Annotated in this window: 19 protein-coding genes; 12 read left to right on the top strand and 7 right to left on the bottom strand. The window is 64.9% G+C overall.

The window, feature by feature from the left end:
* Positions 1 to 106 precede the first annotated feature (106 nt).
* Positions 107 to 1,036 carry a GlxA family transcriptional regulator gene (locus DIE21_RS18640; protein WP_124499091.1) on the top strand — a complete coding sequence of 310 codons (930 nt, stop codon included), beginning with the start codon at positions 107 to 109 and terminating at the stop codon, positions 1,034 to 1,036.
* A gap of 105 nt (positions 1,037 to 1,141) precedes the next feature.
* Here DIE21_RS18640 and DIE21_RS18635 read toward each other — a convergent pair whose 3' ends face one another.
* A complete protein-coding gene (locus DIE21_RS18635; RefSeq protein ID WP_124499090.1) occupies positions 1,142 to 2,206 on the bottom strand; it encodes a polyamine ABC transporter substrate-binding protein in 1,065 nt (354 codons plus the stop codon).
* 415 nt (positions 2,207 to 2,621) lie between these two features.
* Here DIE21_RS18635 and DIE21_RS18630 point away from each other — a divergent pair, with 415 nt between their 5' ends.
* Together DIE21_RS18630 and DIE21_RS18625 are read left to right on the top strand one after the other, a co-directional pair.
* Complete coding sequence (locus DIE21_RS18630; RefSeq protein WP_124499089.1) at positions 2,622 to 3,425, top strand: N-formylglutamate amidohydrolase; 804 nt, start codon at positions 2,622 to 2,624, stop codon at positions 3,423 to 3,425.
* 88 nt (positions 3,426 to 3,513) lie between these two features.
* The gene (locus tag DIE21_RS18625; RefSeq protein ID WP_124499088.1) at positions 3,514 to 4,515 is read left to right on the top strand and encodes a LysR family transcriptional regulator; all 1,002 of its coding nucleotides are present in this window, start codon (positions 3,514 to 3,516) and stop codon (positions 4,513 to 4,515) included.
* On the opposite strand, the gene DIE21_RS18620 is transcribed toward DIE21_RS18625, so the two are convergent.
* A complete protein-coding gene (locus DIE21_RS18620) occupies positions 4,494 to 5,201 on the bottom strand; it encodes a TetR family transcriptional regulator C-terminal domain-containing protein (protein ID WP_124499087.1) in 708 nt (235 codons plus the stop codon). The two genes, DIE21_RS18625 and DIE21_RS18620, sit on opposite strands and share 22 nt — an antisense overlap.
* A gap of 417 nt (positions 5,202 to 5,618) precedes the next feature.
* Between DIE21_RS18620 and DIE21_RS18615 the strand changes: the two genes are divergently transcribed.
* The 6 genes from DIE21_RS18615 to putA all read left to right on the top strand — a co-directional run bounded on the left by DIE21_RS18615 (position 5,619) and on the right by putA (position 16,185).
* Positions 5,619 to 6,767, top strand: coding sequence for a branched-chain amino acid ABC transporter substrate-binding protein (locus DIE21_RS18615; RefSeq protein ID WP_124499086.1), 1,149 nt, complete (start codon positions 5,619 to 5,621; stop codon positions 6,765 to 6,767).
* 233 nt (positions 6,768 to 7,000) lie between these two features.
* Positions 7,001 to 8,611 carry an L-glutamate gamma-semialdehyde dehydrogenase gene (gene pruA / locus DIE21_RS18610; RefSeq protein ID WP_124499085.1) on the top strand — a complete coding sequence of 537 codons (1,611 nt, stop codon included), beginning with the start codon at positions 7,001 to 7,003 and terminating at the stop codon, positions 8,609 to 8,611.
* A 330-nt stretch (positions 8,612 to 8,941) separates the two neighbouring features.
* Positions 8,942 to 10,015, top strand: a complete 1,074-nt coding sequence (locus DIE21_RS18605) for an ABC transporter ATP-binding protein (protein ID WP_124499084.1) — start codon at positions 8,942 to 8,944, stop codon at positions 10,013 to 10,015.
* A gap of 245 nt (positions 10,016 to 10,260) precedes the next feature.
* Positions 10,261 to 11,523, top strand: a complete 1,263-nt coding sequence (locus DIE21_RS18600) for an ABC transporter permease (RefSeq protein ID WP_260432517.1) — start codon at positions 10,261 to 10,263, stop codon at positions 11,521 to 11,523.
* A gap of 4 nt (positions 11,524 to 11,527) precedes the next feature.
* The gene (locus tag DIE21_RS18595) at positions 11,528 to 12,358 is read left to right on the top strand and encodes an ABC transporter permease (protein ID WP_124499082.1); all 831 of its coding nucleotides are present in this window, start codon (positions 11,528 to 11,530) and stop codon (positions 12,356 to 12,358) included.
* A gap of 86 nt (positions 12,359 to 12,444) precedes the next feature.
* Positions 12,445 to 16,185 carry a bifunctional proline dehydrogenase/L-glutamate gamma-semialdehyde dehydrogenase PutA gene (gene putA / locus DIE21_RS18590; protein WP_124499081.1) on the top strand — a complete coding sequence of 1,247 codons (3,741 nt, stop codon included), beginning with the start codon at positions 12,445 to 12,447 and terminating at the stop codon, positions 16,183 to 16,185.
* Positions 16,186 to 16,196: 11 nt separating this feature from the next.
* Here the strand turns inward: putA and DIE21_RS18585 are convergent, their stop codons facing one another.
* Positions 16,197 to 16,454: a hypothetical protein gene (locus DIE21_RS18585; RefSeq protein WP_124499080.1), complete on the bottom strand. Its 258-nt coding sequence runs from the start codon at positions 16,452 to 16,454 to the stop codon at positions 16,197 to 16,199.
* Positions 16,455 to 16,485: 31 nt separating this feature from the next.
* Here DIE21_RS18585 and hutG point away from each other — a divergent pair, with 31 nt between their 5' ends.
* Complete coding sequence (gene hutG, locus DIE21_RS18580; RefSeq protein ID WP_124499079.1) at positions 16,486 to 17,289, top strand: N-formylglutamate deformylase; 804 nt, start codon at positions 16,486 to 16,488, stop codon at positions 17,287 to 17,289.
* A 126-nt stretch (positions 17,290 to 17,415) separates the two neighbouring features.
* Here hutG and DIE21_RS18575 read toward each other — a convergent pair whose 3' ends face one another.
* Genes DIE21_RS18575 through DIE21_RS18560 form a run of 4 tightly spaced genes read right to left on the bottom strand, consistent with a single transcriptional unit; the run spans position 17,416 to position 20,913 of the window.
* A complete protein-coding gene (locus tag DIE21_RS18575; protein ID WP_124499078.1) occupies positions 17,416 to 18,345 on the bottom strand; it encodes an electron transfer flavoprotein subunit alpha/FixB family protein in 930 nt (309 codons plus the stop codon).
* Complete coding sequence (locus DIE21_RS18570; RefSeq protein ID WP_124499077.1) at positions 18,346 to 19,095, bottom strand: electron transfer flavoprotein subunit beta/FixA family protein; 750 nt, start codon at positions 19,093 to 19,095, stop codon at positions 18,346 to 18,348. It abuts the gene before it with no gap.
* A gap of 2 nt (positions 19,096 to 19,097) precedes the next feature.
* On the bottom strand, positions 19,098 to 19,718 hold the full coding sequence (locus tag DIE21_RS18565; RefSeq protein WP_260432516.1) for a HutD family protein: 621 nt from the start codon (positions 19,716 to 19,718) through the stop codon (positions 19,098 to 19,100).
* Positions 19,719 to 19,725: 7 nt separating this feature from the next.
* Positions 19,726 to 20,913: an FAD-binding oxidoreductase gene (locus DIE21_RS18560; protein ID WP_124499076.1), complete on the bottom strand. Its 1,188-nt coding sequence runs from the start codon at positions 20,911 to 20,913 to the stop codon at positions 19,726 to 19,728.
* Between the two features lie 461 nt (positions 20,914 to 21,374).
* Here DIE21_RS18560 and DIE21_RS18555 point away from each other — a divergent pair, with 461 nt between their 5' ends.
* Together DIE21_RS18555 and DIE21_RS18550 are read left to right on the top strand one after the other, a co-directional pair.
* Positions 21,375 to 23,048 carry an electron transfer flavoprotein-ubiquinone oxidoreductase gene (locus DIE21_RS18555; RefSeq protein WP_124499075.1) on the top strand — a complete coding sequence of 558 codons (1,674 nt, stop codon included), beginning with the start codon at positions 21,375 to 21,377 and terminating at the stop codon, positions 23,046 to 23,048.
* A gap of 693 nt (positions 23,049 to 23,741) precedes the next feature.
* On the top strand, positions 23,742 to 26,030 hold the full coding sequence (locus DIE21_RS18550) for a sigma-54 dependent transcriptional regulator (RefSeq protein WP_124499074.1): 2,289 nt from the start codon (positions 23,742 to 23,744) through the stop codon (positions 26,028 to 26,030).
* Positions 26,031 to 26,034 lie beyond the last annotated feature (4 nt).

Below are 26,034 nucleotides of genomic sequence, written 5' to 3'. Positions count from 1 at the left end.
GCCGTCTCGGGACGTCTTCATCCCGGTCCGTTCATTCCCTTGCGTTGCAATCGTGCACGACGTCTCGCTCGCCCCGGATTCGACACCGCGCCATTTCGGGTTTCTCATGCTTCCGTCGTATTCGATGATCGCGTTCACGAATGCGCTGGAAGCGCTGCGCATCGCCAATTACGTGGACCGTATCGAGCACTATCGCTGGACGGTCTTCTCCGTCGACGGCGTCCCCGTCGAAGCCAGCAACGGCATCGCGATCCGGCCCGTGCAGGCGCTGGATCCATCCGGCGATCTGCCGGACGTGATGATCGTATGCGGCGGCACGCACATCCGGGAAACGGTGGATGCGCGGCTGCGGCAGGCGCTCGTCGCGCTCGCGAGCCGCGGGATCGCATTGGGTTCGCTGTGCAGCGGCGCGTATGCGCTGATGTCGGCGGGTTTGCTCGACGATTACCGTTGCACCGTGCACTGGGCGGATTTGTTCAGGTTGCGCGCCGAGTTTCCGGACGTCCGGATCACGCGCGAACTGTTTGTCGTCGATCGCGACCGCATGACCTGTACCGGTGGCACCGCGCCGCTGGACATGATGCTCAACCTGATGTCGACGCATCTTGGCCCGCATCTGGTCGTTCGCGTGTCGCAACACCTGATTCTGACGAGGCTGCGCGGCGCGAGCGAGCACCAGCCGATACCGGTCGGTGCGCGTCTCGAGTCGGCACGTGCGGAGCTGGTGGAGGCGGTGAAGCTGATGGAGGCCAACGTCGAGGAGCCGCTTTCGTTCGACGAAATCGCGCGGCTCGTCGGACTGTCGGCGCGCCAGATGCAGCGCGTGTTCAAGGAATATCTGAACGCGTCTCCGCGCAAATACTACCTGAGCGTCCGCTTGAAGCACGCGCAAGGGCTCTTGCGCGCCGGCAACGATTTCATCGCGCACGTATCGAGCCGTTGTGGATTCCCGTCCGCATGCAGTTTCAGCAAGGCATATCGACGGGAGTTCGGCCATGCGCCGATTGCCGAGCGTCGCATGCCGCGTCACGCATAGACGGCCATCGAGATCGAACCGGCACGATCGTCCGGACGGCCGGGCGGGCAGGGCCGTTCGCGATCCGGCGCACGGCCCGCCCCGCCTCGCGGTTGCGTCGCTTGCTTACTTCTGCCCGAGCCAGACCGCGAACTTCTGGTTCAGGTCGTCGGAATGATCGGCCCAGAATGCGACGTTGGTGTCGATCGCGTTCTTCTGGTTCTGCGGCGCGGTCGGCAGGTAGGGCGCGACCTTCGGATCGACCAGCTTGACCGACGACTGGCGCAGCGGCCCGAGCGCCGTGGCCGAGGCCAGCTTCGCGAGGGCTTCGGTCGAGGTCGCATGACGAATGAAGTCCTGGGCGGCCTTCTGGTTCTTCGACCCCTTCACGATCGCATAGCCTTCGATGTTCTTGACCTCGCCATCCCACAGGAATCCGAACGGCTTCCTGTCCTGCGTGGCGGCGACGTAGATCCGGTTGTTATAGGCGCTCGTCATCGTCACCTCGCCGTCGGCCAGCAACTGCGGCGGCTGCGCGCCGGTTTCCCACCAGACGATCGACGACTTGATCGTATCGAGCTTCCTGAATGCGCGCTTCAGGCCGTCGGGCGTCGCGAGCGTCTTGTAGACGTCCGCGGCGGGGACGCCGTCGGCGAGCAGTGCCCACTCGAGCGCGGCTTCCGGCGACTTGCGCAGCCCGCGCTTGCCGGGGAACCGCTTCAGGTCGAAGAAGTCCGCGATCTTCGACGGCTCGCCGCCCTTGAACGCGTTCTTGTTGTACGTGATCACCGTGGACCATGCGACGTTGCCGACCAGGCAGTCCGACAGGCCGCCCGGCATGAAGTCGGACTTGGCCGCGGCACCGGTCGTGGCGGCCGGCAGGGACGCGGGATTGATCTTCTCGAGCAGGCCTTCATCGCACGCGCGCGTGGCGTCGGCGAGCTGCATGTCGACCACGTCCCACGTGACGTTCTTCGTCTCGACCTGGCTGCGGATCTGGGCAATCCCGCCGTTGTACGTATCGGTCTTGACGTTCGTTCCCGATTGCGACGCGAACGGACGCACCGCGGTCGCGTTTTGCGCGTCCTGATACGAGCCGCCCCATGACGAGAAAACGAGTTCGGCGGCCGTGGCAGGCAGCGCCGCCATGCCGATCACGACGAGTGCCAACGCCTTCAAAGAGTGATTCATTTAAAGCCTCATCAAGAAATGTGCAGAAGTCTCCGCGGTAGTTTTCGAGCGGCAGACGGCTTTCGATCGAAGCCGAAATGGTGCGTCTGCCGCGGTCGGCACACCCATCTGAATCTCCGCCGCGCACCCTTTCACGTGATCGGGCTGGCGGCGGGTACTCATACGTCGTGCTTGCGAGCTGCCTTCGATGATGCCGCGATCCGCAAGCCCGCATTCCGGTCGCGAATCGATCTTGGGGTGGACGAAATTGCATCGACGCTTCCCAACGGACGCTTATGCATAGATAAAGGCGCGCTTACGATATCGCGCCCGCCGGTCGCGACGCGTAGTGTTGGCCGACGCGCGAACATGAACACGCGTGTCACCGGTGCGCGCCGCGTGACATGCGTGCGGACACGAAATCGAGGGCGACGCTATGTACGATGAGGCCGGCGGTCAGATCCATCGCGGCGACGGGCCGATACTGGTCGCGGCGCCGCATGTCGGGACGGCGATTCCGGAGGCGTTGCAGGCGCTGCGCGCGTGGCGCGCCGTCCAGGAGACGCCGGTGGATCCAGGCGGCGCAAGGCTGCAGGAAGCCGCCGCGGCGCGCGGGATTTCGTGCGTGGCCGCGCGCATGCATCCGTGCGTGATCGACGTCAACATGGCCGCCGACCGTCAGTCGCTTGCGTCCGAACTTGGCCGCAGCGCGCTGTGCCGGCCCCATTCCCCATCGGGGGAACGCCTTTACGGCGGGATGGCCGAGCTGTCGGAAGTCGAAGTGATGCGGCGCGTACGACAGTACTGGCAGCCCTATCACGACGCACTCGCAAGCGAATTGAAGCGACTGCGCGAGATCCATGACGACGTACTGCTCGTCGTGCCGCACGCAAGCTCGCGGCTTTCGCCGTTTCAACACCCGTCCGGCGCGTCTGATTGCAACGTGGGAACGAACCGCGGGGCATCATGCGACCGGCTCCTCGTCAGCACGCTGACGAAGTCGGTCAAGCGCGGTGGACGTTCGTGGGTCGTCAACGGCAAACTGGCCGATGCCTTCGCGGCACAGCACTACGGAATGCCGGCGGCAGGCATGCACGTCGTCGAGCTGGAGATCGCCGGCAAGTGGCGGGCGGCGTGCGAGGCCGCACCTGTCGCCGAGTCGACCGCCGACGAGTTCGACAGGCTGCTCGGTCATCTGCTGGACGCGTTGTCGACGTTGGCGAATGCCGATGGTGCTTGAGCACGTGAATCGCGCGTCCGATTCGCGGCAAGGGCTTCAGGGCGACACCATCCCGTGCTACAGTCATCTGTCACTTTGATGCCCCACCATGAAAGAAAGCGGACCTGAACGGTATCCCGACTGGGATCTCCTTGCCAGCTGGCTGGCGGTCGTGGAGGCGGGTTCCATCTCCGATGCCGCCGATCGACTGAACATCTCGCAAGCCGGCGTGTCGCAGCGCATCAAGGCGCTGGAGACGCTGCTCGATACCACGCTGCTCGACCGTGCGACCCGGCCGGCGAGGCCGACCGCAGCCGGCCAGCGTCTGTTCGAGCATGCCGCGTCGCTGCTGCAGAGCGCGGACCAGATGGTGGAGAGCGTGCGCAACGTGTCGCGGGCCAAGCGCGTCGTCGTGCGGCTCGGATGCGTGGATTCGTTTGCCGCGACGATCGGCCCGATCATCATCAAGGCGCTGTCGGGCGCATCGCATCAGATCCGGCTCTGGTCCGGCATCACGCCGGCGCTCGATGCGCAACTGGAAGCCCGTCAGCTGGACGTGGCCGTGACGACGAGCGGCACCACGCCGGCCACGGGCATTCGCAAGCAGAAGCTGTTTTCCGAGCCGTACTTCGTCGTGTTGCCCAAAGGCTTCGAAATCGATCATCTGACGACGCTGACCGAGTTGGGCAAGCATCTTCAGTTCATTCGCTACAGTGCGCGCTCGGTCATCGGCCAGCACGTGGATGCGTACCTCGCCGCGCATGCCGAGCACATCGAGCGATCGTGCGAATTCGATGCGACGGATCCGGCGCTCAGCCTCGTGGCCGCCGGGCTCGGCTTTGCGATCACCACACCGCTTTGCGTGTGGCAATCGCGTCACTATGTTCCGGACATCACCGTCGTGCCGCTCACGGCGTTCTCGCGGCACGGCCGGCCGTATGCAAGCCTCAGTCGTTCGTTTTACCTTTCATACCGCGAGAACGAGCTGGGCCATCTGCCCGCGGACCTCTACGATCTGCTTCGCCGTGCTTACGAACGTCAGGTGTCGCGCGATATCGCGCGGACGCTGTCGCTGAAGCCGGAAGACGTCTACCTGCCCGAAGCCGATTGATTCCCGCGCGCGCCGGCGCCGTCCGGCGTCTGTCGCCGGAGCGCGCCGCGCATGTTCATCCGCCACATCTGCCCGGTCGCATCGTCGATCATGCCGTGGAATATCCCGATCACTTCATCGATCGTGATGGTGCTTGCCACACGGTGTTCGATCCAGAGCCCGTGCACCAGCGCCATCGCCTGAATGGCCCAGATCGTGGCCATGGTCCTGTCGCACCCGGCGTTTCGCAGGTCGTGGATGAAGTTCGACCGCAGGCGCCGGGAAAAGGCGGTGCATAGCCGCCTCACTTCGTCGTCGTGCGCGGACGAACTCCACATGTGCGGCCAGACGTTGGCCGCGCCGGGGCTCAGGACTTCATCGCTAAAGCACATGTCCGCCGTGAATTTCATGCGCTCGACCGGGTCGGCGATGCCGCGCCGGCCGGCGGTGAGTTGTTCGCGCACGCGCCGGATGAGGTACACGAACGTCTTGTAGACCAGGTTGTTCTTGTTCTCGAAGTGGTGGTGCACCAGGCCGACCGACACACGGGCGTATTCGCTGACTTTCCGGATCGTCAGGTTCTCCAGCCCGACTTGCCCGACGACTTCGAGCGTCGAATCGATCAGCTTGAGGCGCATGCCCTCGTATTGCGCGGATTCTTCCTTGCGGCCGTCGGAAACGGTTCCGCGGCGGCTGCCATCTTCCATGATCGTGCTCCGTGCCGTCCCGATTGAATGCTGCTTGCCGTCATCCCGGGCGGAGCAGTGAAGGGTTCGCACGATGATAGCGCCGAATGCTCGTGACTGAACAAGTGTTCATGCCGATCCGGTGGCGATCGGTGCGTGCGTTTTTCAGTGGAATTGAACAACTGTTCATATATGTGCGCGTCGAATCGGCGGATGGATGGCAGAAAACGACAGATTACTGGTGTTTACGCGCATGCAGATCGTGCGTTTTTATTTTTGATATCGGGAGGATGGGCTATATAGTACATCGAGCCATGCAATCACTGAACAAATGTTCAGATTCATTGGCTGAGATGTGACCTTGTTAATCAGGGTCTGATGTGCGGGCGCGCCGTCACGGCGATCGATCTCCTTCCCTCTCTCTGCAGGACTGAACCCATGCTCAATTTTTCGCACAAGGCGCTCGCCACCGGCCTGAGCGCCATCGCGTTGTCCGTCGCCTGCGGCGCGGCCTACGGGCAACAGGTCGTCAAGATCGGCGTATCGAGTCCGCTCACCGGGCAGAGTGCGGCAAGCGGCAAGGACATCGAGAACGGCGTTCGCCTCGCGCTCGAGGAGGCGAATGCGCAGCACATCAAGCTGGGCGGCCAGGAGGTCCGTTTCGAGCTCGATGCGGTCGACGACCAGGGCGACCCGCGCATCGGCGTGCAGGTCGCGCAAAAACTCGTCGACGACGGCGTGGCCGCGGTGGTCGGCTACTACAACTCCGGCGTGGCGCTGCCGTCCGCGCCGATTTTCGCGAAAGCCGGCATTCCGCTGATCGATCCGGCGGCGACCAATCCGGCCATTACACGCCAGGGGTTGAAGACCGTCTTTCGCATCATTGCGACCGACGCGCAGAACTCCGGCAATGCCGGCAAGTACGCGGTGACCGTCACGAAGGCGCGGCGCATCGCGGTGATGGACGACCGGACCGCGTTCGGCCAGGGCGCGGTGGAGGAGTTCAAGAAGGCCGTCGCCGCGGCGGGCGGCAAGATCGAGCTGGCGGAATACACGAACGACAAGGCCGTCGAGTTCAACGCGCAGCTCACGAACGTGAAGGCCGCGCAGGCCGATCTGCTGTACTTCGGCGGTCTCGACGTGCAAGGTGGCCTCATCACGAAACGGATGCGGCAACTCGGCATGCGCACCCAGTTCGTCGGCAGCGGCGGCATTGCCGACCGCATCTTCATCAACGACGCGGGGCCGGCCGCGGAGGGCGCGATGGCGTGGGAATACGGGCGGCCGATCGACTCGCTGCCGCAAGGCAAGGCGTTCATCCAGAAATACAAGAACCGGTTCGGTTCCGACATGCTGACCTATGCACCGTTTGCGTACGACTGCGCGTGGGTGGCGATCAACGCGATGAAGCAGGCCAATTCCGCGCAACCCGCCGACTTCCTGCCCGCGCTGCGCAACACGCACTACGAAGGCATTACCGGAAAGATCGCATTCGACGCGAACGGCGACCTCAAGAACCCGACCTCGACGCTCTATCAGGTGAAGGGCGGCCGCTGGGTCCCGGTGACGACGATCGGAGCGGAGTAGGGCTGGTTCACGCCAATAGCCGGCCCCGGCATCGGCGTTCCATAACGATGTCCGATTCTTTGCATAAGTCGACATGAAGCAACGCGGGGCTTTTTTGGCAGCCACTACTCTCGAAACTGAAGTGGCCGATCCGGGAAATGCTGCCGAAACCCGCGCCGAACACGGGGGAGAACCCGATGACGGATGCGGCTTCCCCGATCGGTTTTATCGAAACGATTTGACAAGGAGTGAGCGTGAGTTCAGGTGCACAATTTCCGCTGCCGGCCAATGAACCGGAAGTGTCGTTCCGCCCGGGAACCGAAGCCGCAGACGCACTGAGCAAGGCCCTCGGGCAACGCGAAGTCGTCGACATCCCGACCGTCATCGGCGGAAAGAAATATTTCTCGAACGACACCGTCGAGGTACGCGCGCCGCACGATCATCAACGCGTGCTGGCCCGCATCCACCGCCCGACCGAAGCGCAGGTCTCGGACGCCATCGCGAGCGCGAAATCGGTGGCGCGCGACTGGGCGAGCCTGACGCACGCCAGCCGCGCGACGATCCTGCATCGCGCCGCCGAAATCATCGCGACGCGTCTGCGCGTGAAGATCAACGCGGCGACGATGCTCGGCCAGAGCAAGACGATCGACCAGGCGGAGCCGGACAGCGCGTGCGAGCTCATCGACTTCCTGCGCTTCAATGCGTTCAATGCGCAGCGCGTGCACGCCGAGCAGCCGCTGTCGGTACCGAGCGCGGTCAACCGTGCCGACTGGCGGCCGCTCGAAGGCTTCGTGTATGCGGTCTCGCCGTTCAACTTCACGGCCATCGGCGGCAACCTGACGACCGCGCCGGCGATCATGGGCAATACGGTGCTCTGGAAGCCGTCCGAAAAGTCGGCGCTCGCGAATTACATTTTCTATGAAGCGCTGGAGGAGGCAGGCCTGCCGCCGGGCGTCATCAACTTCGTGCCCGGCGACGCCGAGATGACGACGCGTGTCGCGCTCGCTTCGCGCGATCTGGCGGGTATCCATTTCACGGGTTCGTCGGCGGTGTTCCAGTCGCTGTGGAAGGGTGTTGCTTCGAAGGTCGACGCGTTCCGCACGATTCCGCGTCTCGTCGGCGAAACGGGCGGGAAGGATTTCGTGCTGGCGCATGCGTCGGCGAAACCGTCCGAAGTCGCGATCGCACTCATTCGCGGCGCATTCGAGTACCAGGGCCAGAAGTGCAGCGCCGCATCGCGCGCCTATGTTCCGAGCAGCCTGTGGCCGGCGGTGAGCAACGAACTGCGCGAGCGCCTGGCGGAACTCAAGGTCGGCGACGTCGCCGACGCGAACACCTTCATGGGTGCTGTGATCTCGCAGGCGTCGTACCAGAAGCTCGCACGCGTGATCGGCGCGGCGAAGGAAGACAGCTCCGTGACCGTCGTGTCGGGCGGCAAGACCTGGTCGGATCCCGGCTACTTCGTCGAGCCGACCGTGCTGCAAGTCTCGGATCCGAAGCACGCGCTGATGACGGAAGAGCTGTTCGGCCCGGTCCTGTCGGTGTTCGTCTACGACGACAACGCATGGGCGGACACGCTCGAGCTCATCGATGCGACGAGCCCCTACGCGCTGACCGGCTCGATCTTCAGCACCGACCGCTTCGCGCTGCACCAGGCCGAAGCCGCGCTGATCAACGCCGCGGGCAACCTGTACCTGAACGACAAGCCGACCGGCGCGATGATCGGCCAGCAACCGTTCGGCGGCGGCCGGGCGAGCGGCACGAACGACAAGGCGGGTTCGTACCTGAACCTGCTGCGCTGGGCGTCGCCGCGCGTGGTCAAGGAAACGTACCTGCCGCCGCGCGAGTGGCGGTTCGGCGCATAAGCCCGGGTCAGGTTTGCCGCGCAGCTTTGCATGCGGTCAGGGTGCGAAGCATGGGGCCGGAGCCGATGCTGACGCAGGGCTCCGGTCGACGCAGGCGCGCGTGCGCCGACTCTGATCAATCGTGAAGCAAGGGATCGGAGCGACAGCTGAAGCGCCAACTCTGATCGACCGCGAAGCATGGGATCAGAGTAAAGCGCTGAAGCGCTAACTCTGATCGACCGCGAAGCATGGGATCAGAGTAAAGCGCTAAAGCGCTAACTCTGATCGACCGCGAAGCATGGGATCAGAGTAAAGCGCTAAAGCGCTAACTCTGATCGACAGGAGAATACGATGTCGACGATCGTCTCATTCAAGAACGTCCAGAAGACCTACGACGGCGAAACGCTGGTCGTGAAAAATCTCAACCTCGAGATCGAGCAGGGCGAATTTCTCACGATGCTGGGGCCGTCCGGGTCGGGCAAGACGACCTGCCTGATGATGCTCGCGGGCTTCGAAACCGCCACGCATGGCGAGATTCTCCTCCAGGGAAAACCGATCAACCGGATTCCGCCGGAGCGCCGCAACATCGGCATGGTGTTCCAGAGCTATGCGCTGTTTCCGCACAAGTCGGTCGCGGAAAACCTCGCGTTTCCGTTGAAGGTCCGGAAGGTCTCCAGAAGCGATATCGACACGAAAGTGATGCGGGCGCTGCGGATGGTCAACATGGAGAAGTTCGCGCACCGCATGCCGGCGCAGTTGTCGGGCGGCCAGCAGCAGCGCATCGCCGTGGCGCGCGCACTCGTGTTCGAGCCGGCGCTGGTGCTGATGGACGAACCGCTCGGCGCGCTCGACAAGCAGCTGCGCGAGCAGATGCAGTACGAAATCAAGCAGATTCACGAGCAGAGCGGACTGACCGTCGTCTACGTCACGCACGACCAGGGCGAAGCGATGACGATGTCGGACCGGATCGCGGTGTTCAACAACGGGATCATCCAGCAGCTCGCGTCGCCGTCGGAGCTCTACGAGAAGCCCGCCAACGCCTTCGTCGCCCGCTTCATCGGCGAGAGCAACGAGCTCAACGGGGTCGTGTCGTCGCTCGACCATCCGCACTGCGTCGTTCGTCTCGACGGCGGTCAGGCGATCCATGCCAGCGCGAACGGCGGGATCCAGCTGTCGGGCAGCACCAGCGTGTCGTTGCGTCCCGAACGTATCGCCGTGGGCGAGCAGGCGCGCGGATGCGACAACGTGTTCAGCGCCGGCGTCAAGGACCTGATCTACTACGGCGACCACCTGCGCATCGTCATGCAGGTATGCGGCCGCGGCGATTTCATCGTGAAGCTGCCCAACGACGGCGCCGCGCGCAACCTGCGGATCGGCGACGCCGTCGATATCGGCTGGATGGCCGACGCGTGCCGGGCACTGTAACGTCGATGTAGCAGGGCCGGCGTCTCGCCGGAACACCGGGGCAATTCAGCGTGGAGACCGCGAAGCGAACCGGAATAAATTGTCTGGATTCCTTATCGTCATGCTCTGCACGGGCCGAGCCGGCGACCTGAACCAGAAGATTGCGGTCCGGCCGGCCCGGAAGTCACCGGACCGACCACTGCCCATACCAGGAGGCGCGGTTGCAACCGCCGAACATGATGATTCTTCCCAGTGATATGACGGTCATGACACACGGAATCGAGAACGTCGCCGTTCCCGATTCGAAGGCGCTCAAGGCCAAATTGCGCAGGACCGAACGTGCGGGTCAGATCAAGGCGATGCTGTTGATGTTTCCGCTGCTCGCCTTCCTGCTGGTGACGTTCCTCGTTCCGATCGGCAGCCTGCTGCTGAAAAGCCTGCGTGACCCGACGGTGTCGCAGGAACTGCCGCATACCGCGGCCATGCTGCGCGAATGGGAACCGAAGGCCGGCACGCTGCCGGACGAGAAGCTGTATGCGACGTTCGGGAAGGAGCTGGTCGCGAGCCGGGCAGGCGAGGGGCTCAGCCGCATCGCGTCCCGCCTGAACTACGACGAAACCGGGATGCGCGGCCTGCTGATGAAGACTGCCCGGCAGCTCGCGGACGACACGGCCGCGTCGGGCGGAACGTGGCGTGTGCGGATGGCGGCGATCGATCCGCGCTGGGATGAGCTTCGCACGTGGTCGACCATCAAGTACGCCGCGTCGCCCTGGACGTTCGGCTATTACCTGAAGGCCCTCGACTTCAAGCGCGACGAAACGGGCGAGATCGTCCGTCAGTCGCCGGGCGAGCGGCTGTATATCGGCGTGTTTCTGCGCACGGCCTGGGTCAGTATCGCGGTGAGCCTGCTGTGTTTGCTGTTCGGCTATCCGGTGGCTTATTTCCTGGCCAATATTCCGGCGCGATACAGCAACGTCCTCATGATCATGGTGCTGTTGCCGTTCTGGACGTCGATCCTCGTGCGCACGACCGCGTGGGTCGTCGTGCTGCAGACCAACGGTGTCCTCAACGACTGGCTGATCCGGCTCGGCCTCACCGATACGGCGCTGCCGCTGATCTACAACCGCTTCGGGGTGCTGGTCGCGATGACGCACATCCTGCTGCCGTACGCGATCCTGTCGCTCTACAGCGTGATGAAGGGCGTGCCGAACCTGTACATGAAGGCGGCGCGCTCGCTCGGGGCCGGCCCGATCCGGTCGTTCTTCCAGGTGTATTTCCCGCAGACGCTGCCCGGCGTCGGCGCGGCCGGCATGCTGACCTTCATCCTCGCGGTCGGCTACTACATCACGCCCGCGATCGTCGGCGGCCCGGAAGACCAGCTCGCGAGCTACTACATCGCGAACCACGTGAATTCGACGTTGAACTGGGGGCTCGCCAGTGCGTTGGCCACGATCCTGCTGGCAGGCGTGCTGATCGTGTACGGGATGTTCGTTCGACTGACCGGCGGTGCCGGCGTGAAGCTGGGGTGAAGCCATGTTCAATTTTCCTGCCTACGTGACGATCTGGGGCCGCGCGGGACGCTACGCGCACGTCGCGATCTCGCTCCTCGTGCTGCTGTTCCTGGTGCTTCCGGTCCTGGTCGTGATGCCGCTGTCGTTCAATTCGCAGCCGTACTTCACGTATCCGATGCCCGGGTTCAGCTTCCGCTGGTACGAGGAATTCTTCGACAGCGCCGAATGGATGTTCGCGCTTCGCAACACGCTGATCGTCGGCGTCAGCTCGACGCTGCTCGCGAGCCTGCTGGGCGTGCTGGCGTCGCTCGGCCTCATGCATCCGCGACTGAAGGGCAAGTCGTTCATCACCGGCGTGCTGGTCTCGCCGATGATCGTGCCGGTCATCATCACCGCGGTCGGCGTGTACTTCGCGTTCAGCCCGCTCGGACTGACCAGCAGCCTGCTCGGCCTGACGTTCGCGCACGCGGCGCTCGGCGTGCCGTTCGTCGTCGTGACGGTGACCGCCACGCTGGCGGGCTTCAACGAGACCCTGACGCGCGCCGGACGCAGCCTGGGCGCATCGCCGATGCGCGTGTTCTGGCAGGTCAAGCTGCCGATCATTGCACCGGGCGTCGTGTCGGGCGCGCTGTTCGCATTCGCGACGTCGTTCGACGAGATCGTCGTGGCGCTGTTCCTGACGGGCCCGGACCAGCGGACCGTCCCGCGGCAGATGTGGGCCGGCATCCGCGAGCAGCTGAGCCCGACCATCCTCGCCGTTGCAACCGTGCTCGTGGTCGTATCGACACTGCTGCTCGTCACGCTCGAATGGCTGCGGCGCCGCACCGAACGGCTGCGCGGGCAGGCCGGCTGAGTATCGCGTGTTTCCACGCGAGCGAAACACAACACATTGTCGAAGCAACGAGTGGGTCAATCAAAATGCTGACGGAATTCAAAGCAATGCAAACGGTCCCGACTGATTTGAGCGCGCTGCGCCGCAGAATCGTCGACGCTTCCTCGCTGGACGAGCAGGTCGTCGTGCAGGCGCTGATGCAGGAGGCCAGAATGGACGGCCCGACGCTCGCGAAGGCGCAGGCGCTCGCGGGCAAGCTGGCCCAAGGGGTTCGCGACGCGCGCATCGACGCGGGCGGCGTCGATCTGCTCACGCAGGAATTCTCGCTGGACAGCCGCGAGGGGATCGCGCTGATGTGTCTCGCCGAAGCGATGCTGCGCATTCCGGATACGGAAACGCGCAACCAGCTGATTCGGGACAAGATCGTCGACGCGGACTGGCGCGCGCATCTCGGCAAGTCGCCGTCGTTCTTTGTCAATGCGACCGCGTGGGGCCTGCTGATTACCGGCAAGCTGCTGAAGAAGCCGGACGATGCCGCGCTGACCGAGGCGCTGATGAGCGTGCTCAGAAAGGGCGGCGAGACCGTGGTGCGGGCGGGAGTGGCCTACGCGATGCGGATGCTCGGCAAGCAGTTCGTCACGGGGCAGACGATCGAGGAGGCCATCGGGGTCGCGAAAAGCCACGAAGCCGGCGGGTATCGCTATACGTACGACATGCTCGGCGAAGCCGCGCTGACCGACGAGGATGCGCTCGCGTATTTCAATTCGTACAAGCATGCGATCGAAGCGATCGGGAAGGACGCCGGCGGACAGGGGCCGATCGAGGGCCCGGGCGTATCGGTGAAGATCTCGGGCCTGCACGCACGCTATGAACTGCCGCAGCGCGAGCGGGTCATCGCGGAACTGTATCCGCGGCTGCTGCAGCTTGCGGAACTCGCGAAGCGTTACCAGATCGGTTTCCACCTCGACCAGGAGGAGTCGGCACGCTTCGACCTGACGCTCGAGATGCTCGAGCGGCTTTGCCGCGAACCGAGCCTGCGCGGATGGAACGGTATCGGCATTTCGCTCCAGGCGTATCAGAAGCGCGGGCGCGCCGTGGCCGACTGGATCATCGCGCTCGCTCGCGCGACCGGCCGGCGCATCAACATCCGCCTCGTGAAGGGCGCGTACTGGGATACCGAGATCAAGCTCGCGCAGGATGCGGGCGCGGCCGGCTACCCGGTGTTCACGCGCAAGGTGCATTCCGACGTCAGCTATATCGCTTGCGCGAAGGCGCTGCTGGCCGCGCCCGACGCGATCTTCCCGCAGTTCGCGACGCACAACGCGTTCTCGCTCGCCGCCGCGTTCACGCTGGGCGGGGACCAGGAATTCGAGTTCCAGTGCCTGCACGGGATGGGCGAAACTGTCTACGACCAGGTCGTCGGCAAATCGAAACTCGGGCGTGCCTGCCGCATCTACGCGCCGGTCGGGCCGCACGCGACGTTGCTGGCCTATCTGGTCCGGCGCCTGCTCGAGAACGGTGCGAACTCGTCGTTCGTGAACCAGATCGTCGACGAGGCGGTCAGCATCGACGACATCGTCGAGGATCCGGTCGCGCGCGCGGCGCGCACCGGCGGCCGGCCGCATGCCGGCATCGTCGCACCGACGGGCGTGCTGCCCGGGCGCGTCAACGCCGGTGCGCTGAGTTTCAGCCAGTCGGCGGAGTTCGATGCGGCCATCGCGGAACTGCGCGCGAATCGGCTGAGCGCACAGTCCATCGTCGCCGGCGTGTCGGACATCCATTCCGATGCAACCGCGCTGGTGTTCAGCGCGAGCGATTCGTCCGAGGTTATCGGCAGCGTGACTGCATGCCGACCGGACGCAGTGGCATCTGCACTCGCCGCCAGCGTGCAGGCGGCAGCCGCGTGGCGTCGGCAATCCGCGGGCGATCGCGCGGCATGCCTTGATTCGGTGGCCGACCGAATCGAGCAGAGCGCGTGCCGGCTCGGTGCGCTGCTGGTGCTGGAAAGTGGTGCAACGCTGGCGGAAGCGGCCGACGAGATTCGCAAGTCCGTCAACCTCTGTCGTCTGTATGCGTACCAGCTGAGAACGGACGGTCGCGTCGAAGCGGCGGAACCGCTCGGTACGGTCGCGAGCATCACGCCGTCGGCTTCGCCGCTGGCAACCGCGGTCGGTCAGATCGCGGCCGCGGTCGCGGCCGGCAATACCGTGATTGCCAAGCCGTCGTCGTCGGCCGGTTCGCTGGTCGCCCATGCGGCGGTCCGTCTGTTCCTGGAGGCCGGCATTCCCGACGGCGTCGTCCAGCTTCTGCTGGGCTCGGGACAGGAAGTCGGACGCGCGCTCGTCGCCGACCGCCGCGTGGCGGCCGTTCTTTTCACGGGCACGTCGCGTGTGGAGAAGGCGATCGCGTTGCAACTCGCACAGGCGTCGAGTGCCGCGAAGCTCGTCACGATCGTCGGCAGCGTGAACGCGCTGGTCGTGGACAGCTCGGCGCTGCCCGAACAGGTCATCTCCGACGCGATGGTGTCGGCTTTCAAGCATGCCGGGCAACTCGCGTCGTCGCTGCGCATCCTGTGCCTGCAGGACTCCACAGCGGAGATCGTGCTGCGGATGCTCACGGGGATGCTGAGCGAGCGGTGCATCGGCGATCCGCTGGATTCGGCGACCGACATCGGGCCGGTGGCGACACGCAAGCTGTGCGACCAGCTGGATAGCTACCTCGCGGACATGGCGCGCCGCGGATTCAAGGTCACCCGTGCCCGTGTATCGGGCGACTGTGCGAAAGGCCAGTTCGTTGCGCCTGCAATCGTCGATCTGGGCACCGTCGACGCGTTGCCGGGTGTCGATCTTGCGACCGCCGGCCCCGTGCTGCACGTCGTCCGTTGGAAGACCGGCGAAATGGACCGGCTGATGGACCGCCTCAACGCAATCGGATGCGGCGTGGTCGGGCTGCATACGCGCATCAACGAGGCCGCCGGCATGCTGCTGTCGCGTTCCACCGCCAACAGCGTATGCGTCAATCGCGCGATGCACAGTGCGTTCGTCGGCATGCAGCCGTTCGGCGGCGTGAACGCGTCGGGAACGGGGCCGATGATGGGCGGCCCGCTGACGCTGCTGGCACTCACCCGACAGATTCCCGATGCGTATGCGGGCGCGAACGGCCCGTTCGCGCCGTCGTCGAGGCTGAACAGCGAAAAGTTCTATGAGTTTCCGGCGCAGAACGGCGAAGGCCGCTTCGTGGCGCGGCAGGCCGCGCTTCAGCAAGCGAAGCAGGCGAGCCGTGCTCGGGTCGATGCGTTGTTCTCGCTGGCATCGGAGCGGCGCCTGGCGGCGGCCGACGTCATCGCGAATGCGGGCATGAAACTGTCCCGCCTGATTGCCGACACGGTTCCGATCGGCCTGCCGGCACTGACGGGCGAAGAGAACACGACGGAGGTGCTCGCCCGCGGCCAGGTCCTCTGCGCGGGGGCGTCGATGAGCAGCGTGATCGCGCAGGCCGTCGCGGCGACGGCGTTCGGCAACGAGGTGATCTTGCTGAAGTCGCCGATGGCCGGCGACGTGGCTGCCCGCCTCGCCGGACACTGCCGTATCGTCGACTCGGACGACGTGCAGCGGGTCGTTCGCGGTGAGATCGCCGGCGTTCGCCCGGCCGTCGTGCTGGTCGACGACGAAGCGCAGGCGGCATCGATCCGGGCCGCCGCCGCGGATGCCGGCGCCGTCGTGCTCGCGCCGGACGTTCACGGCATGTACGACTGGACCGGCCTCGTTCGCGAACGCGTGACGACGGTCAACGCGAGCGCTGCCGGCGGAAACACGCAGCTCATGGTGTTGAGCGAGGATTTCGCGTAGCCGATCGCTTCTCACTTCCATTCGGCGTTCGGGTAACGCCGATCTCCCGCCAGCCGATCGACGTGTCCAGCCGGAAGTCGATCGAGCGTGATGCGGGCGGCGCGACGGGATTCGAACGGATTCCGTCGCGTCGTTGCTTGGCCGCGTGCCGAAACGGCGCTGGCCATTGCGTTGCTGCGATGCATGCGGAACCGCGGCAGCGGTCGGGTCTTGCGTCCGGCGCATTCGACCGTCACGCGTGACCGCGCGCCCGGAAGCAGCCCATCCATCCCGGCCCCATTCCTCCATGGAGATTCCAACTTGACCGACGCCGTATTCCACTTTCATCAGGGGGAACTGCCGCTCCTGATCTCGATTCCGCATCTCGGGACCGACATCCCGCCGCAGGTCCGAAGTCAATTGACCGGCGTCGCGGAACACGTCGCCGACACCGACTGGCACCTGGACCGGCTCTATGCGTTCGCGAAGCACGCGGGGGCATCGATGCTGGCGGCGCGCGTGTCGCGCTACGTGATCGACCTGAACCGGCCGGCCAGCGGCGAAAACCTGTATCCGGGACAGACGACGACCGGGCTGTGCCCGACCGAGACGTTTCACGGCGAGCCGCTCTATGCGAGCGGTGCCGCGCCCGACGCGGCCGAAATCTCGCGGCGCCTGGAGGCGTACTGGCAGCCGTATCACGCGCGGCTGCGCGCCGAACTCGACCGCCTGAAGGCCGTGCACGGTGCGGTGCTGCTCTGGGAGGCCCACTCGATCGCGAGTGTGCTGCCGCGGCTGTTCGACGGCAAGCTGCCGGACCTCAACCTGGGCACGAACTCGGGCGCGAGCTGCGATGCGCGCATTCTCGACGCGGTGACCGGCACGCTCGATCGCCAGCCGTTCACCTGGGTGGCGAACGGGCGTTTCAAGGGCGGATACATCACGCGCGAATATGGCCGGCCGGCTGACGGCGTCCACGCGATCCAGCTCGAGATGTGCCAGTCGACCTACATGGACGAGACGCCGCCGTTCGACTATCGGGCGGATCGCGCCGACCAGGTCGGGCCGGTCGTGGCGCGCATGGTGCGTGCGGCAGTCGATGCGTTGCGTAACGTCGATCGTTAAGCGATGCAACTCGCGGCGCACTTGCCGCGGCTTGCCTGCAAGCCGAAAAAAAACCGCCATCACGGAGATCCGGTGATGGCGGCCAACGCGGGAGCCGGCCCGGCTACCCGCGTATCGAAGTGGCGCTCAGAGCCCGTTCGTCAGTTGCGGGACGATGTCGAAGAGGTCGCCGACGAGACCGTAGTCGGCGACGCCGAAGATCGGTGCATCCGCATCCTTGTTGATGGCCACGATGACCTTCGAATCCTTCATGCCGGCCAGATGCTGGATGGCACCCGAAATCCCGACCGCGACATACAGCTCCGGCGCGACGATCTTGCCGGTCTGGCCGACCTGCCAGTCGTTCGGCGCGTAGCCGGAATCGACCGCCGCGCGCGATGCGCCGACCGCCGCGCCGAGCTTTTCCGCGAGCGGGTCGAGCAGCGCGAAGTTCTCCGCACTGCCGAGGCCGCGGCCGCCGGCGACGACGACGCGCGCGGCCGTCAGTTCCGGCCGGTCGCTGCTCGCCACTTCGCGGCGCACGAAGCGCGACAACCCCGTATCCGCGACCGCGGGCGCGGTTTCGATCGGCGCGCTGCCGCCGTGCGCCGGTGCCGCATCGAACGCGGTGGTGCGGATGGTGGCGACCTTCACCGGGTCCGGCGACTGCACGGTGGCGATCGCGTTGCCCGCATAGATCGGGCGCTGGAACGTGTCCGCGGAATCGATCGCGATCACGTCGGAAATCTGCGCGGCGTCGAGCCTGGCCGCGACGCGCGGCGCGACGTTCTTGCCCGCGGCCGTGGCCGGGAACAGGATGTGCGTGTAGTCGCCCGCGAGTGCCAGCACCTGCGCGGCCTCGTTTTCCGCGAGCGCGTCGGCGAAATGCGGCGCGTCGACGTGGATGACCTTGTCGACGCCCGCGACCTGGCTCGCCGCTTGCGCGACCGGCTGCGCGGCGTGGCCGGCGACGAGCACGTGAACGCCGTTCGACAGCGTGCGGGCCGCGGCAATGGTGTGGAGTGTCGCGCTCTTCAGTTGAGCATTGTCGTGTTCGGCAATAACCAGCGTCGTCATTCAGATCACCTTGGCTTCGGATTTCAGTTTCTCGATCAGCGTCGCAACGTCGGGGACCCGCACGCCGGGCTTGCGAACGGGCGGCTCGACGACCTTCAGCGTCTTCAGCCGCGGCGAGGGGTCCACGCCGAGCGCGGCCGGCGTGACGGTGTCGAGCGGCTTCTTCTTCGCTTTCATGATGCTGGGGAGCGTGACGTAGCGCGGCTCGTTCAGCCGCAGGTCGGTCGTCACGATGGCGGGGAGTGTCAGCGAGATCACTTCGAGGCCGCCGTCGACCTCGCGCGTCACCGTCGCGACGCCGTCGCCGATCTCGATGTGGCTGGCAAAGGTCGCCTGCGGCCAGTCGAGCAGCGCGGCCAGCAATTGGCCGGTCTGCCCGGCGTCGTCGTCGATCGCCTGCTTGCCGAGGATGACGAGCTGCGGCTGCTCGTTGTCGATCACGGCCTTCAGCAGTTTCGCGACGGCCAGCGGCTGGAGTTCCGCGTCCGTCTCGACGAGCACGCCGCGATCGGCGCCGATCGCGAGCGCCGTGCGCAGCGTTTCCTGCGACTGCGCGACGCCGCACGACACGGCGACGACCTCGGTCGCGTGGCCGGCTTCCTTCAGCCGCGTCGCGGCCTCCACGGCGATTTCGTCGAACGGGTTCATCGACATCTTGACGTTGCCGATTTCCACGCCCGTGTGGTCGGACTTCACGCGCACCTTGACGTTGTAGTCCACCACGCGTTTCACGGCTGCAATAACTTTCATTGTCATATTCCTCTGAATATCAAATGTGCGTCGACGACAGGAATGGGCTCGATGGTCACGAGCACGGCGTACGGCTCGCGCGCGGCGCCGTCGGCGCTTGCGGCCTGCGGGGCAAGCCGCAGCGGTTGGGCATGGTGTTCCGATACGAGAACGTGCCCGGGCATCAAGTCACCCGCGCGGGCGTCGGGGCCTTCGGCGAACGTACACCCGCGGTCCATTGCGACGACGATTGCCGAACATCCCGGGCGCACGACGATCGGTGCGTCGACGAGCCGGACGCTTGCCCGGTACCGGTCCTTCCTGGTCATGACGTTGAGCGCCAGCGACGGGCCATCGATCAGGGCGGCGTGCCAGTCCGCGTCACCGTCGTATTTCTCGACGATCCATGGCCCCAGCCGCACGGCCAGGTCGTTGCTGGTCAACGTAACGCCGTGACCGCTCAGGACCAGCGACACGCGATCGATGCCGGGGAACCGCGAGTAAGGCCCGTTGCGCTCGATGGATGCCAGACTGACACGCCAATCGGCGCCGCAGGTCGCGAGGGTCCGTGTGACGCCGCCGCCATTGCGCCACAGTTCGGTCGGAATGGATTCGACCGGATACACGTCGATCAGCGACACCATGGCGTCCTCAGGACACCGCGCCGAGACCATACTTGCCGCTCAGCAATTCGCCGGTGGCGAAGCGCTCGATCGAATACGGCTTCAGCGACACCTCGGTCTGCAGCCCGAGCGCTTCCTGCGCGAGCACGAGACCGACGGTCGGCGACAGCTTGAAGCCGTGCCCGGAGAAGCCGTAGCCGACCACCAGGCCTTCGATGCCCGGCAGCTTGCCGAGCACGGGGTTCCAGTCCGGGGTGACGTCGTAGACGCCGGTCCACGACGACGCGATGCCGGCGGTTTCGTAGGCCGGGAAGCGTTCGGCGACCTGCGCGCCGACATCGACGATGTAGTCCATCGGGATGTCGCCCTGCTCGACGTCCGCGGCGTTGAGTTTTTCGCCGACCACGCCTTCGCTGACGAGCATCTGGTTGCCGCCGTAGCTGCGGCAGTACAGCATGCCGGGCGACGCGAGATCCTTGAAGACGGGCATCGAGAACGTGTACTTGGCCGCATCGCACTCTAGCGCGAGCACGGCGTGCCGCTCGGGCATGATCGGCAGCGTCTTGCCGGTCCAGCCGGCGAGTTCCGGCGTCCAGATGTTCTGCGTGCTGATGACCATCGACGTCTTGAATTCGCCGATATCGGTCGACACGCCGACGACCTTGCCGTTCTCGATCAGCACCTTGTCGACGTTGACGTTTTCCTTCACGGTGACGCCGCCGCGCCGTGCGGCACGCGCGAAGCTCGTCGCGACGAGATAGGCGTCGGCGAAGCCGGCTTCCGGCTCGTAGCCGATCAGCGCGCAGTCGTCGAAGCGGGCGATCGGGAGCAGTTCGGCGGCCTGTTGCCGGTTGAGGAATTCCAGCGGAATGCCTTGTTCCTTTTGCTGGTCGAGCGAAGCGCGCAGCGGTTCGAGCTTGTCGCCTTCCGGCGCGACGATCATGTAGCCGCATTTGACGAGGCCGCACGATGCTTCGTCGTCGCCGAGATAGTCGGGGAACGTATTGAAGACGTGCCACGACTTGCGGGCCAGCTCGACGTTCTCCTTGACGGAGTAGTGCGTGCGCAGGATGCCCGAGGACTGCGAGGTCGTGCCCGCGCCGATCGTGCCCCGGTCCAGGACGAGCACGTTCCTGGCGCCGAGCTTCGACAGGTGGAACGCCACGGAGCTGCCGATCACGCCAGCACCGATTACGACGACGTCATACGAGTTCATGATTCCGTTTCCTTCTGGTCAGGGTATGAACGAGTCTGACGCGGAAAAAACCGGAGCCCGGCAATATAAGCGGGGGCGATTTTTAGCAAAAGGCGCAGCGTGGCGCGGGAGTGCAGCCGGCGTGCATGCCAGCGAAAAATCAACGTGCGATTGTGTCGAGCATAAGGGGATCTTATGTCGGCCGGTGTGCCGGTGAGCCGTTGAGCGAGGCATACGCTCCATGCAAGTGAATCGAATCGATTCGAGGGCGGCGCTTCCGACAACTGCCTCCGCTCGCCAATCCAAGCGGCGGTTGTTTGGAGCATAACGTCCGGTTATATCGCGCGACGTCGCTTGCTCGATGGGTAGGATTGGCTCGACGTGTCGTGCGAATCATGGCGGGGACGCCACGCGCGAGCGGGCCGCGGCCAGGGGCGCAGTTGGCCGGCGACTACCCATTTGAAAATTTGCGATCTCCACACATGAACACACAGAATCTCGTCGAGCAATTCGGCCCCCGCGAATCCATGGAGTACGACGTGGTCATCGTCGGCGGCGGGCCGGCCGGACTGTCGGCCGCGATACGGATCAAGCAGCTGGCGCTCGAGAGCGGCGGGGACGTCAGTGTTTGCGTGCTCGAAAAAGGCTCCGAGATCGGCGCGCATACGCTTTCCGGCGCGGTCATGGATCCGCGCGCGCTTCAGGAGCTGATGCCGGACTGGCGCGAGAAGGGCGCGCCGCTTGACGTCGAGGTGACCGAAGACCGGTTCCTGTTCCTGTCGCAACGCGGGGCGAAGCGGGTTCCGAACTGGCTCCTGCCCGACAATTTCAAGAATCACGGCAACTACGTCGTCAGCCTCGGTAACGTGACGCGTTGGCTCGGTCAGCAGGCCGAGGCACTGGGCGTCGAGATTTTCGCGGGCTTTCCGGCGGCCGAGATCCTGTACGGCGAGCGCGGCGAAGTGAAAGGCGTCGCGACCGGCAACATGGGCGTCGGCAAGAACGGCGAGCCGACCGAGAATTTCCAGCTCGGAATGGAACTGCACGCGAAATACACGCTGTTCGCCGAAGGCGCGCGGGGCCATCTCGGCCGTCAGTTGATGGATCGCTTCAAGCTTCGCGACGGTGCCGATCCGCAGGTGCATGGTCTCGGCATCAAGGAGCTGTGGGAAATCGACCCGGCCATGCATCAACCGGGGCTCGTCATTCATACTGCGGGCTGGCCGCTTGATAGCGACACGTACGGCGGTTCCTTCCTTTATCACCTCGACAACCATCAGGTGGTGGTCGGTTTCGTCGTCGGCCTCGGCTACTCGAACCCCTACTTGTCGCCGTTCGAGGAGTTCCAGCGGTACAAGACGCATCCCGAGATTCGCAAATTTCTCGAAGGCGGAAAGCGGGTGTCGTACGGCGCCCGCGCGATTACGGCTGGCGGGCTGACGTCGTTGCCGAAGCTCACGTTCGCGGGCGGCGCACTGATCGGCTGCGATGCGGGTTTTCTCAACGCGTCGCGAATCAAGGGCAGCCACGCGGCCATTGCGAGCGGAAAGATGGCCGCGGAAGCGGCCCATGAAGCGCTGCGCGCGGGACGACAGCGCGACGAACTGATCGCGTATCCGCAGGCGTTCGAGCGTTCATGGTTGAAGGACGAACTGCATCGCGCGCGCAATTTCAAGCAATGGATGAGCAAGGGACTCTACGTCGGCACGTTCATGGTAGGCCTCGAACAGAAGGTGCTCGGCGGCCGCGTTCCATGGACACTTCATCACCGGCATGCTGACCACGAGACGCTCCGGCCCGCATCGGCCTGCAGGGAAATCGTCTATCCGAAACCGGACGGGAAGCTGACGTTCGACCGGCTGTCCTCCGTGTACTTGTCGAATACGAATCACGAGGAAAACCAGCCCGCGCACTTGACGCTGAAGGATGCGAGCGTTCCGGTGCGGGTGAACCTTGCGCAGTATGCCGGCCCGGAAGCGCGGTTTTGCCCGGCCGGCGTCTACGAGTTCGGGACGAAGGCCGATGGTAGCGAAGGGCTGACCATCAACGCGCAGAACTGCGTTCACTGCAAGACCTGCGATATCAAGGATCCGACGCAGAATATCGTATGGGTCACCCCGGAGGGTGGGGGCGGCCCCAATTATCCGAACATGTAAGCGCGTCGATTCGAGCTGACCTCCAACCACGAACAAAAAATGAACCTCGGATTTATCGGAACAGGCGTCAATGCGCGCGCGAAGGGGCGGACCTGAATCGTCATGGTTTGCGGTGCGGCCGATAACGGCTTTTCGGTAGTCGGATGCTTCGCCGGAGTTTGCAGGAATCCTCGACCCACGCGACTTTCGATTTTTCAAGTTATTCGTGACGTGGCCGGCACGGTGAATCAAATATAAACAGGTCAGCACGATTGCGATATTCGCCTCATCCGCTGTCGTGTCAGGCAACGGTACGCGAACTGGCGATTATTGAACAAACATGACGATTGTTTCCGCTTTCGATCGTGTTGAGAAATAATCAAGCCCTATTTATTTAGATTCCCGAGCGAATAAATCCCTCTACACTGTCTTGAGCAACGGCTGCTATTCAGTCGCCCGGATTGCCGCAACCGGGGCCGAACGGTTGGTGTGCGAAATGCCGTGGTGGTGTCTGGTTTTAAAAAAACAAGAAAATTGAAAAAGAACCGCTCTAGAGCCTGACCGTATAGGAAAGAGCATGCAAAGACCGGGGACAGATGTCCGCAGCGCGGGCACATTGCACGATTTCGGCGCGACAGCGTGCGCCGAGGCCACCATCCATCGGCTCGACATCGTCTTGCCTGCCCAGGTATCGCGATTGCCGGGCGTCGTGCGATGAAGGGGATCCGGAACAGGGCCGCTTGCGGCCCGGACGGGTGCGCGCACGGCGGCGACGGTACGCTTGACGCGCATGTCCTGATCGGCGTGTCGACGGCATTTCGCCAACTGGTCAGGATGATCGATCGGGTGGCGCCGACCGACCATACGCTGCTGATCGTCGGACCTACCGGCTCCGGAAAGGAACTGGTGGCGCGGCGCCTTCACGCAAACGGCCCGCGGTGCGACAAGCCGTTCATCGACGTGAATTGCGGCGCCATTCCCCATGATCTGATCGAGGCGGAGTTCTTCGGTCATGTCCGTGGCGCCTTTACGGGCGCTGTCGACGACCACCGCGGCCTGTTCGACCAGGTCGGGGCCGGCACGCTCTTTCTCGACGAGATCGGCGAACTGCCGCTTGCGCTCCAGCCCAAACTGCTGCGCGTGCTCGAAACGCGCACGTTCCGGCCGATCGGCGCATCGGCAAGCCAGCGCTTTGCCGGACGCATCGTGGCGGCCACCCATCGAAACCTGCTGGAAGAAGCGCGCGTTGGCCGGTTCAGGGAAGACTTGTTCTACCGGCTTGCGGTGTTCATCCTCAATGTGCCTGGGCTCGCGCAACGAAGCGAGGACATCCCGCTGCTGGCCGCGCATTTTGCGGCCCAGCAAACGCGCGCGATCGCGTTCACGCCGGCGGCGATCAAGCGGATGTGCGAGCATCCGTGGCCGGGCAACGTTCGCCAGTTGCGCAATCTCGTCAGCCAGCTCAGCGTGTTCGCGGAGCATGCGCGGATCGATGCTGAAACGCTCGCGCCGTTTCTGGCCACGGACACGCCCGACGCGACGGCATGTGCGCTGCTCGCGGACCGCCTGCTCGAGTTCGGTGGCAGCGACAAGCTGGCCGCGGCCGAACGCCTGCTCATCGACCGCGCGCTCGAGAGAACTTCGTATAACAAGAGCGCCGCGGCCGCGTTGCTCGGGGTCGGCCGGAAGGTCGTCGAGCGCCGGCTCAAGGCGCGCGAGGCGCAACACGGGGAGGCCCGACAGTGCCTGGAGCGTGCGGAGGCGCTGGCCGGCGCCACCCAGTATCGCGAATCCGTCGCGCTGCTGCACCGCTGCCTCGATCTCCTGCAAAAGGCCAGTCCGACCGAGGAGAGCCGCCGATTGCAGTTTGGCGCGTATCGCCTGCTTGCCGTCGTGCTGCGAGGCGTCCATGGCTGGCAGTTTCCCGAAGCGACCGCTTGTTACGAGGCGGCATTGTCGATCGGCGATGGCGTATGCGACGCGCGCGAACTCGCCACGGTGCAGTTCGGCATCTGGATGACGCAACTGGTGACGCTGCAACTCACGCGGGCGCGTGCCACGGCGCAGGAACTGCTTCACCGCGCGCACGCGTTGGACGATCGGGCGATGCTCGACGACGCGCACGTTGCACTGGCCAACACGCTGTTCTGGCTCGGCGACAGTGAGGAGGCGCTCGCGTTGCTGTCCCGTGGCGGGCTGACCGGCCTCGGCCGCGCCGATCGGCGGCTCGGCGTCTCGGGCGCCGATGTCGCGGGACTTGCATTGACGTTCGAGGGTCTCGCCGCTTACCAGACTGGCGCACTCGACGACGCACGCGCTGCGATGGACCGTTTGACCGAGCGAGCGGAAATCGATCCGCCTGACCTGCCCGGTCGCGCGTTCGACCTGCAAGGCGCCGCGTGGCTTGCGATGCTCTTCAACGACGTCGAGCGGCTCGGGAACCTGACCCGTGCGTTCGACGCCCTACCGGCGACCGGCGCACCGACCTGTTCGGGCGGTGTGGCCCGGATCTTCAGGGCATGCTATCTGAGTGCGATCGGCGAGTTCGGCGACGCCGAGGCGATGCTGCTGGACGGCTATGAAAACGAAATCGAAAAGCAGGGCGGCGCGCTGTTCCATTCGATCAAGGTCTGGAAGCATGGCGAGATTCTGTTGAACACGGGGCGCGCGCGGCAATGCGAAGTGCTCGTTTCCGACGCGCTCGACAAGGTGATCCGCAGGCAGGAGCGTGCGTATCTCGGTGAGCTGTTGATCCTCAAGGCGCGTGCGCAATCGATGCTGGGCGATACGGCGGGTGCCGAGCAAGGGTTGCGCATCGCGATCTCGACGGCGTTGGCGCTGGGCTCCGTGCCCGCTCGCGTTGCCGCAATGGGACATCTCGCGGATCTGTCGCGACAGACCGCCCGTCCGGCGTCGATCATCGAAGCGATCGACCGGCCATTGCACGTGCCCGTCGCTGCACGCCCGCCCGCCATGCCGCTCCAGGATCCAGGCCTGCTGTAGCGAT

Origin of the sequence: Burkholderia sp. Bp9140 (genome assembly GCF_003853425.1) — a bacterium.
Lineage (GTDB): Bacteria > Pseudomonadota > Gammaproteobacteria > Burkholderiales > Burkholderiaceae > Burkholderia.
This window is presented reverse-complemented; position numbering and strand designations above follow the sequence as displayed.

Excerpts from the sequence above, each read along its gene's own strand:
- DIE21_RS18640 (WP_124499091.1), top strand. The coding sequence starts at position 107 with ATGCTTCCGTCGTATTCGATGATCGCGTTCACGAATGCGCTGGAAGCG.
- DIE21_RS18550 (WP_124499074.1), top strand. The coding sequence starts at position 23,742 with ATGAAGGGGATCCGGAACAGGGCCGCTTGCGGCCCGGACGGGTGCGCG.
- DIE21_RS18600 (WP_260432517.1), top strand. The coding sequence starts at position 10,261 with ATGACACACGGAATCGAGAACGTCGCCGTTCCCGATTCGAAGGCGCTC.
- putA (WP_124499081.1), top strand. The coding sequence starts at position 12,445 with ATGCAAACGGTCCCGACTGATTTGAGCGCGCTGCGCCGCAGAATCGTC.
- DIE21_RS18625 (WP_124499088.1), top strand. The coding sequence starts at position 3,514 with ATGAAAGAAAGCGGACCTGAACGGTATCCCGACTGGGATCTCCTTGCC.
- DIE21_RS18615 (WP_124499086.1), top strand. The coding sequence starts at position 5,619 with ATGCTCAATTTTTCGCACAAGGCGCTCGCCACCGGCCTGAGCGCCATC.
- DIE21_RS18620 (WP_124499087.1), bottom strand. The coding sequence starts at position 5,201 with ATGGAAGATGGCAGCCGCCGCGGAACCGTTTCCGACGGCCGCAAGGAA.
- DIE21_RS18635 (WP_124499090.1), bottom strand. The coding sequence starts at position 2,206 with ATGAATCACTCTTTGAAGGCGTTGGCACTCGTCGTGATCGGCATGGCG.
- DIE21_RS18595 (WP_124499082.1), top strand. The coding sequence starts at position 11,528 with ATGTTCAATTTTCCTGCCTACGTGACGATCTGGGGCCGCGCGGGACGC.
- DIE21_RS18555 (WP_124499075.1), top strand. The coding sequence starts at position 21,375 with ATGAACACACAGAATCTCGTCGAGCAATTCGGCCCCCGCGAATCCATG.
- DIE21_RS18605 (WP_124499084.1), top strand. The coding sequence starts at position 8,942 with ATGTCGACGATCGTCTCATTCAAGAACGTCCAGAAGACCTACGACGGC.
- DIE21_RS18585 (WP_124499080.1), bottom strand. The coding sequence starts at position 16,454 with ATGGATGGGCTGCTTCCGGGCGCGCGGTCACGCGTGACGGTCGAATGC.
- DIE21_RS18565 (WP_260432516.1), bottom strand. The coding sequence starts at position 19,718 with ATGGTGTCGCTGATCGACGTGTATCCGGTCGAATCCATTCCGACCGAA.
- DIE21_RS18560 (WP_124499076.1), bottom strand. The coding sequence starts at position 20,913 with ATGAACTCGTATGACGTCGTCGTAATCGGTGCTGGCGTGATCGGCAGC.
- DIE21_RS18575 (WP_124499078.1), bottom strand. The coding sequence starts at position 18,345 with ATGACGACGCTGGTTATTGCCGAACACGACAATGCTCAACTGAAGAGC.
- DIE21_RS18630 (WP_124499089.1), top strand. The coding sequence starts at position 2,622 with ATGTACGATGAGGCCGGCGGTCAGATCCATCGCGGCGACGGGCCGATA.
- DIE21_RS18570 (WP_124499077.1), bottom strand. The coding sequence starts at position 19,095 with ATGAAAGTTATTGCAGCCGTGAAACGCGTGGTGGACTACAACGTCAAG.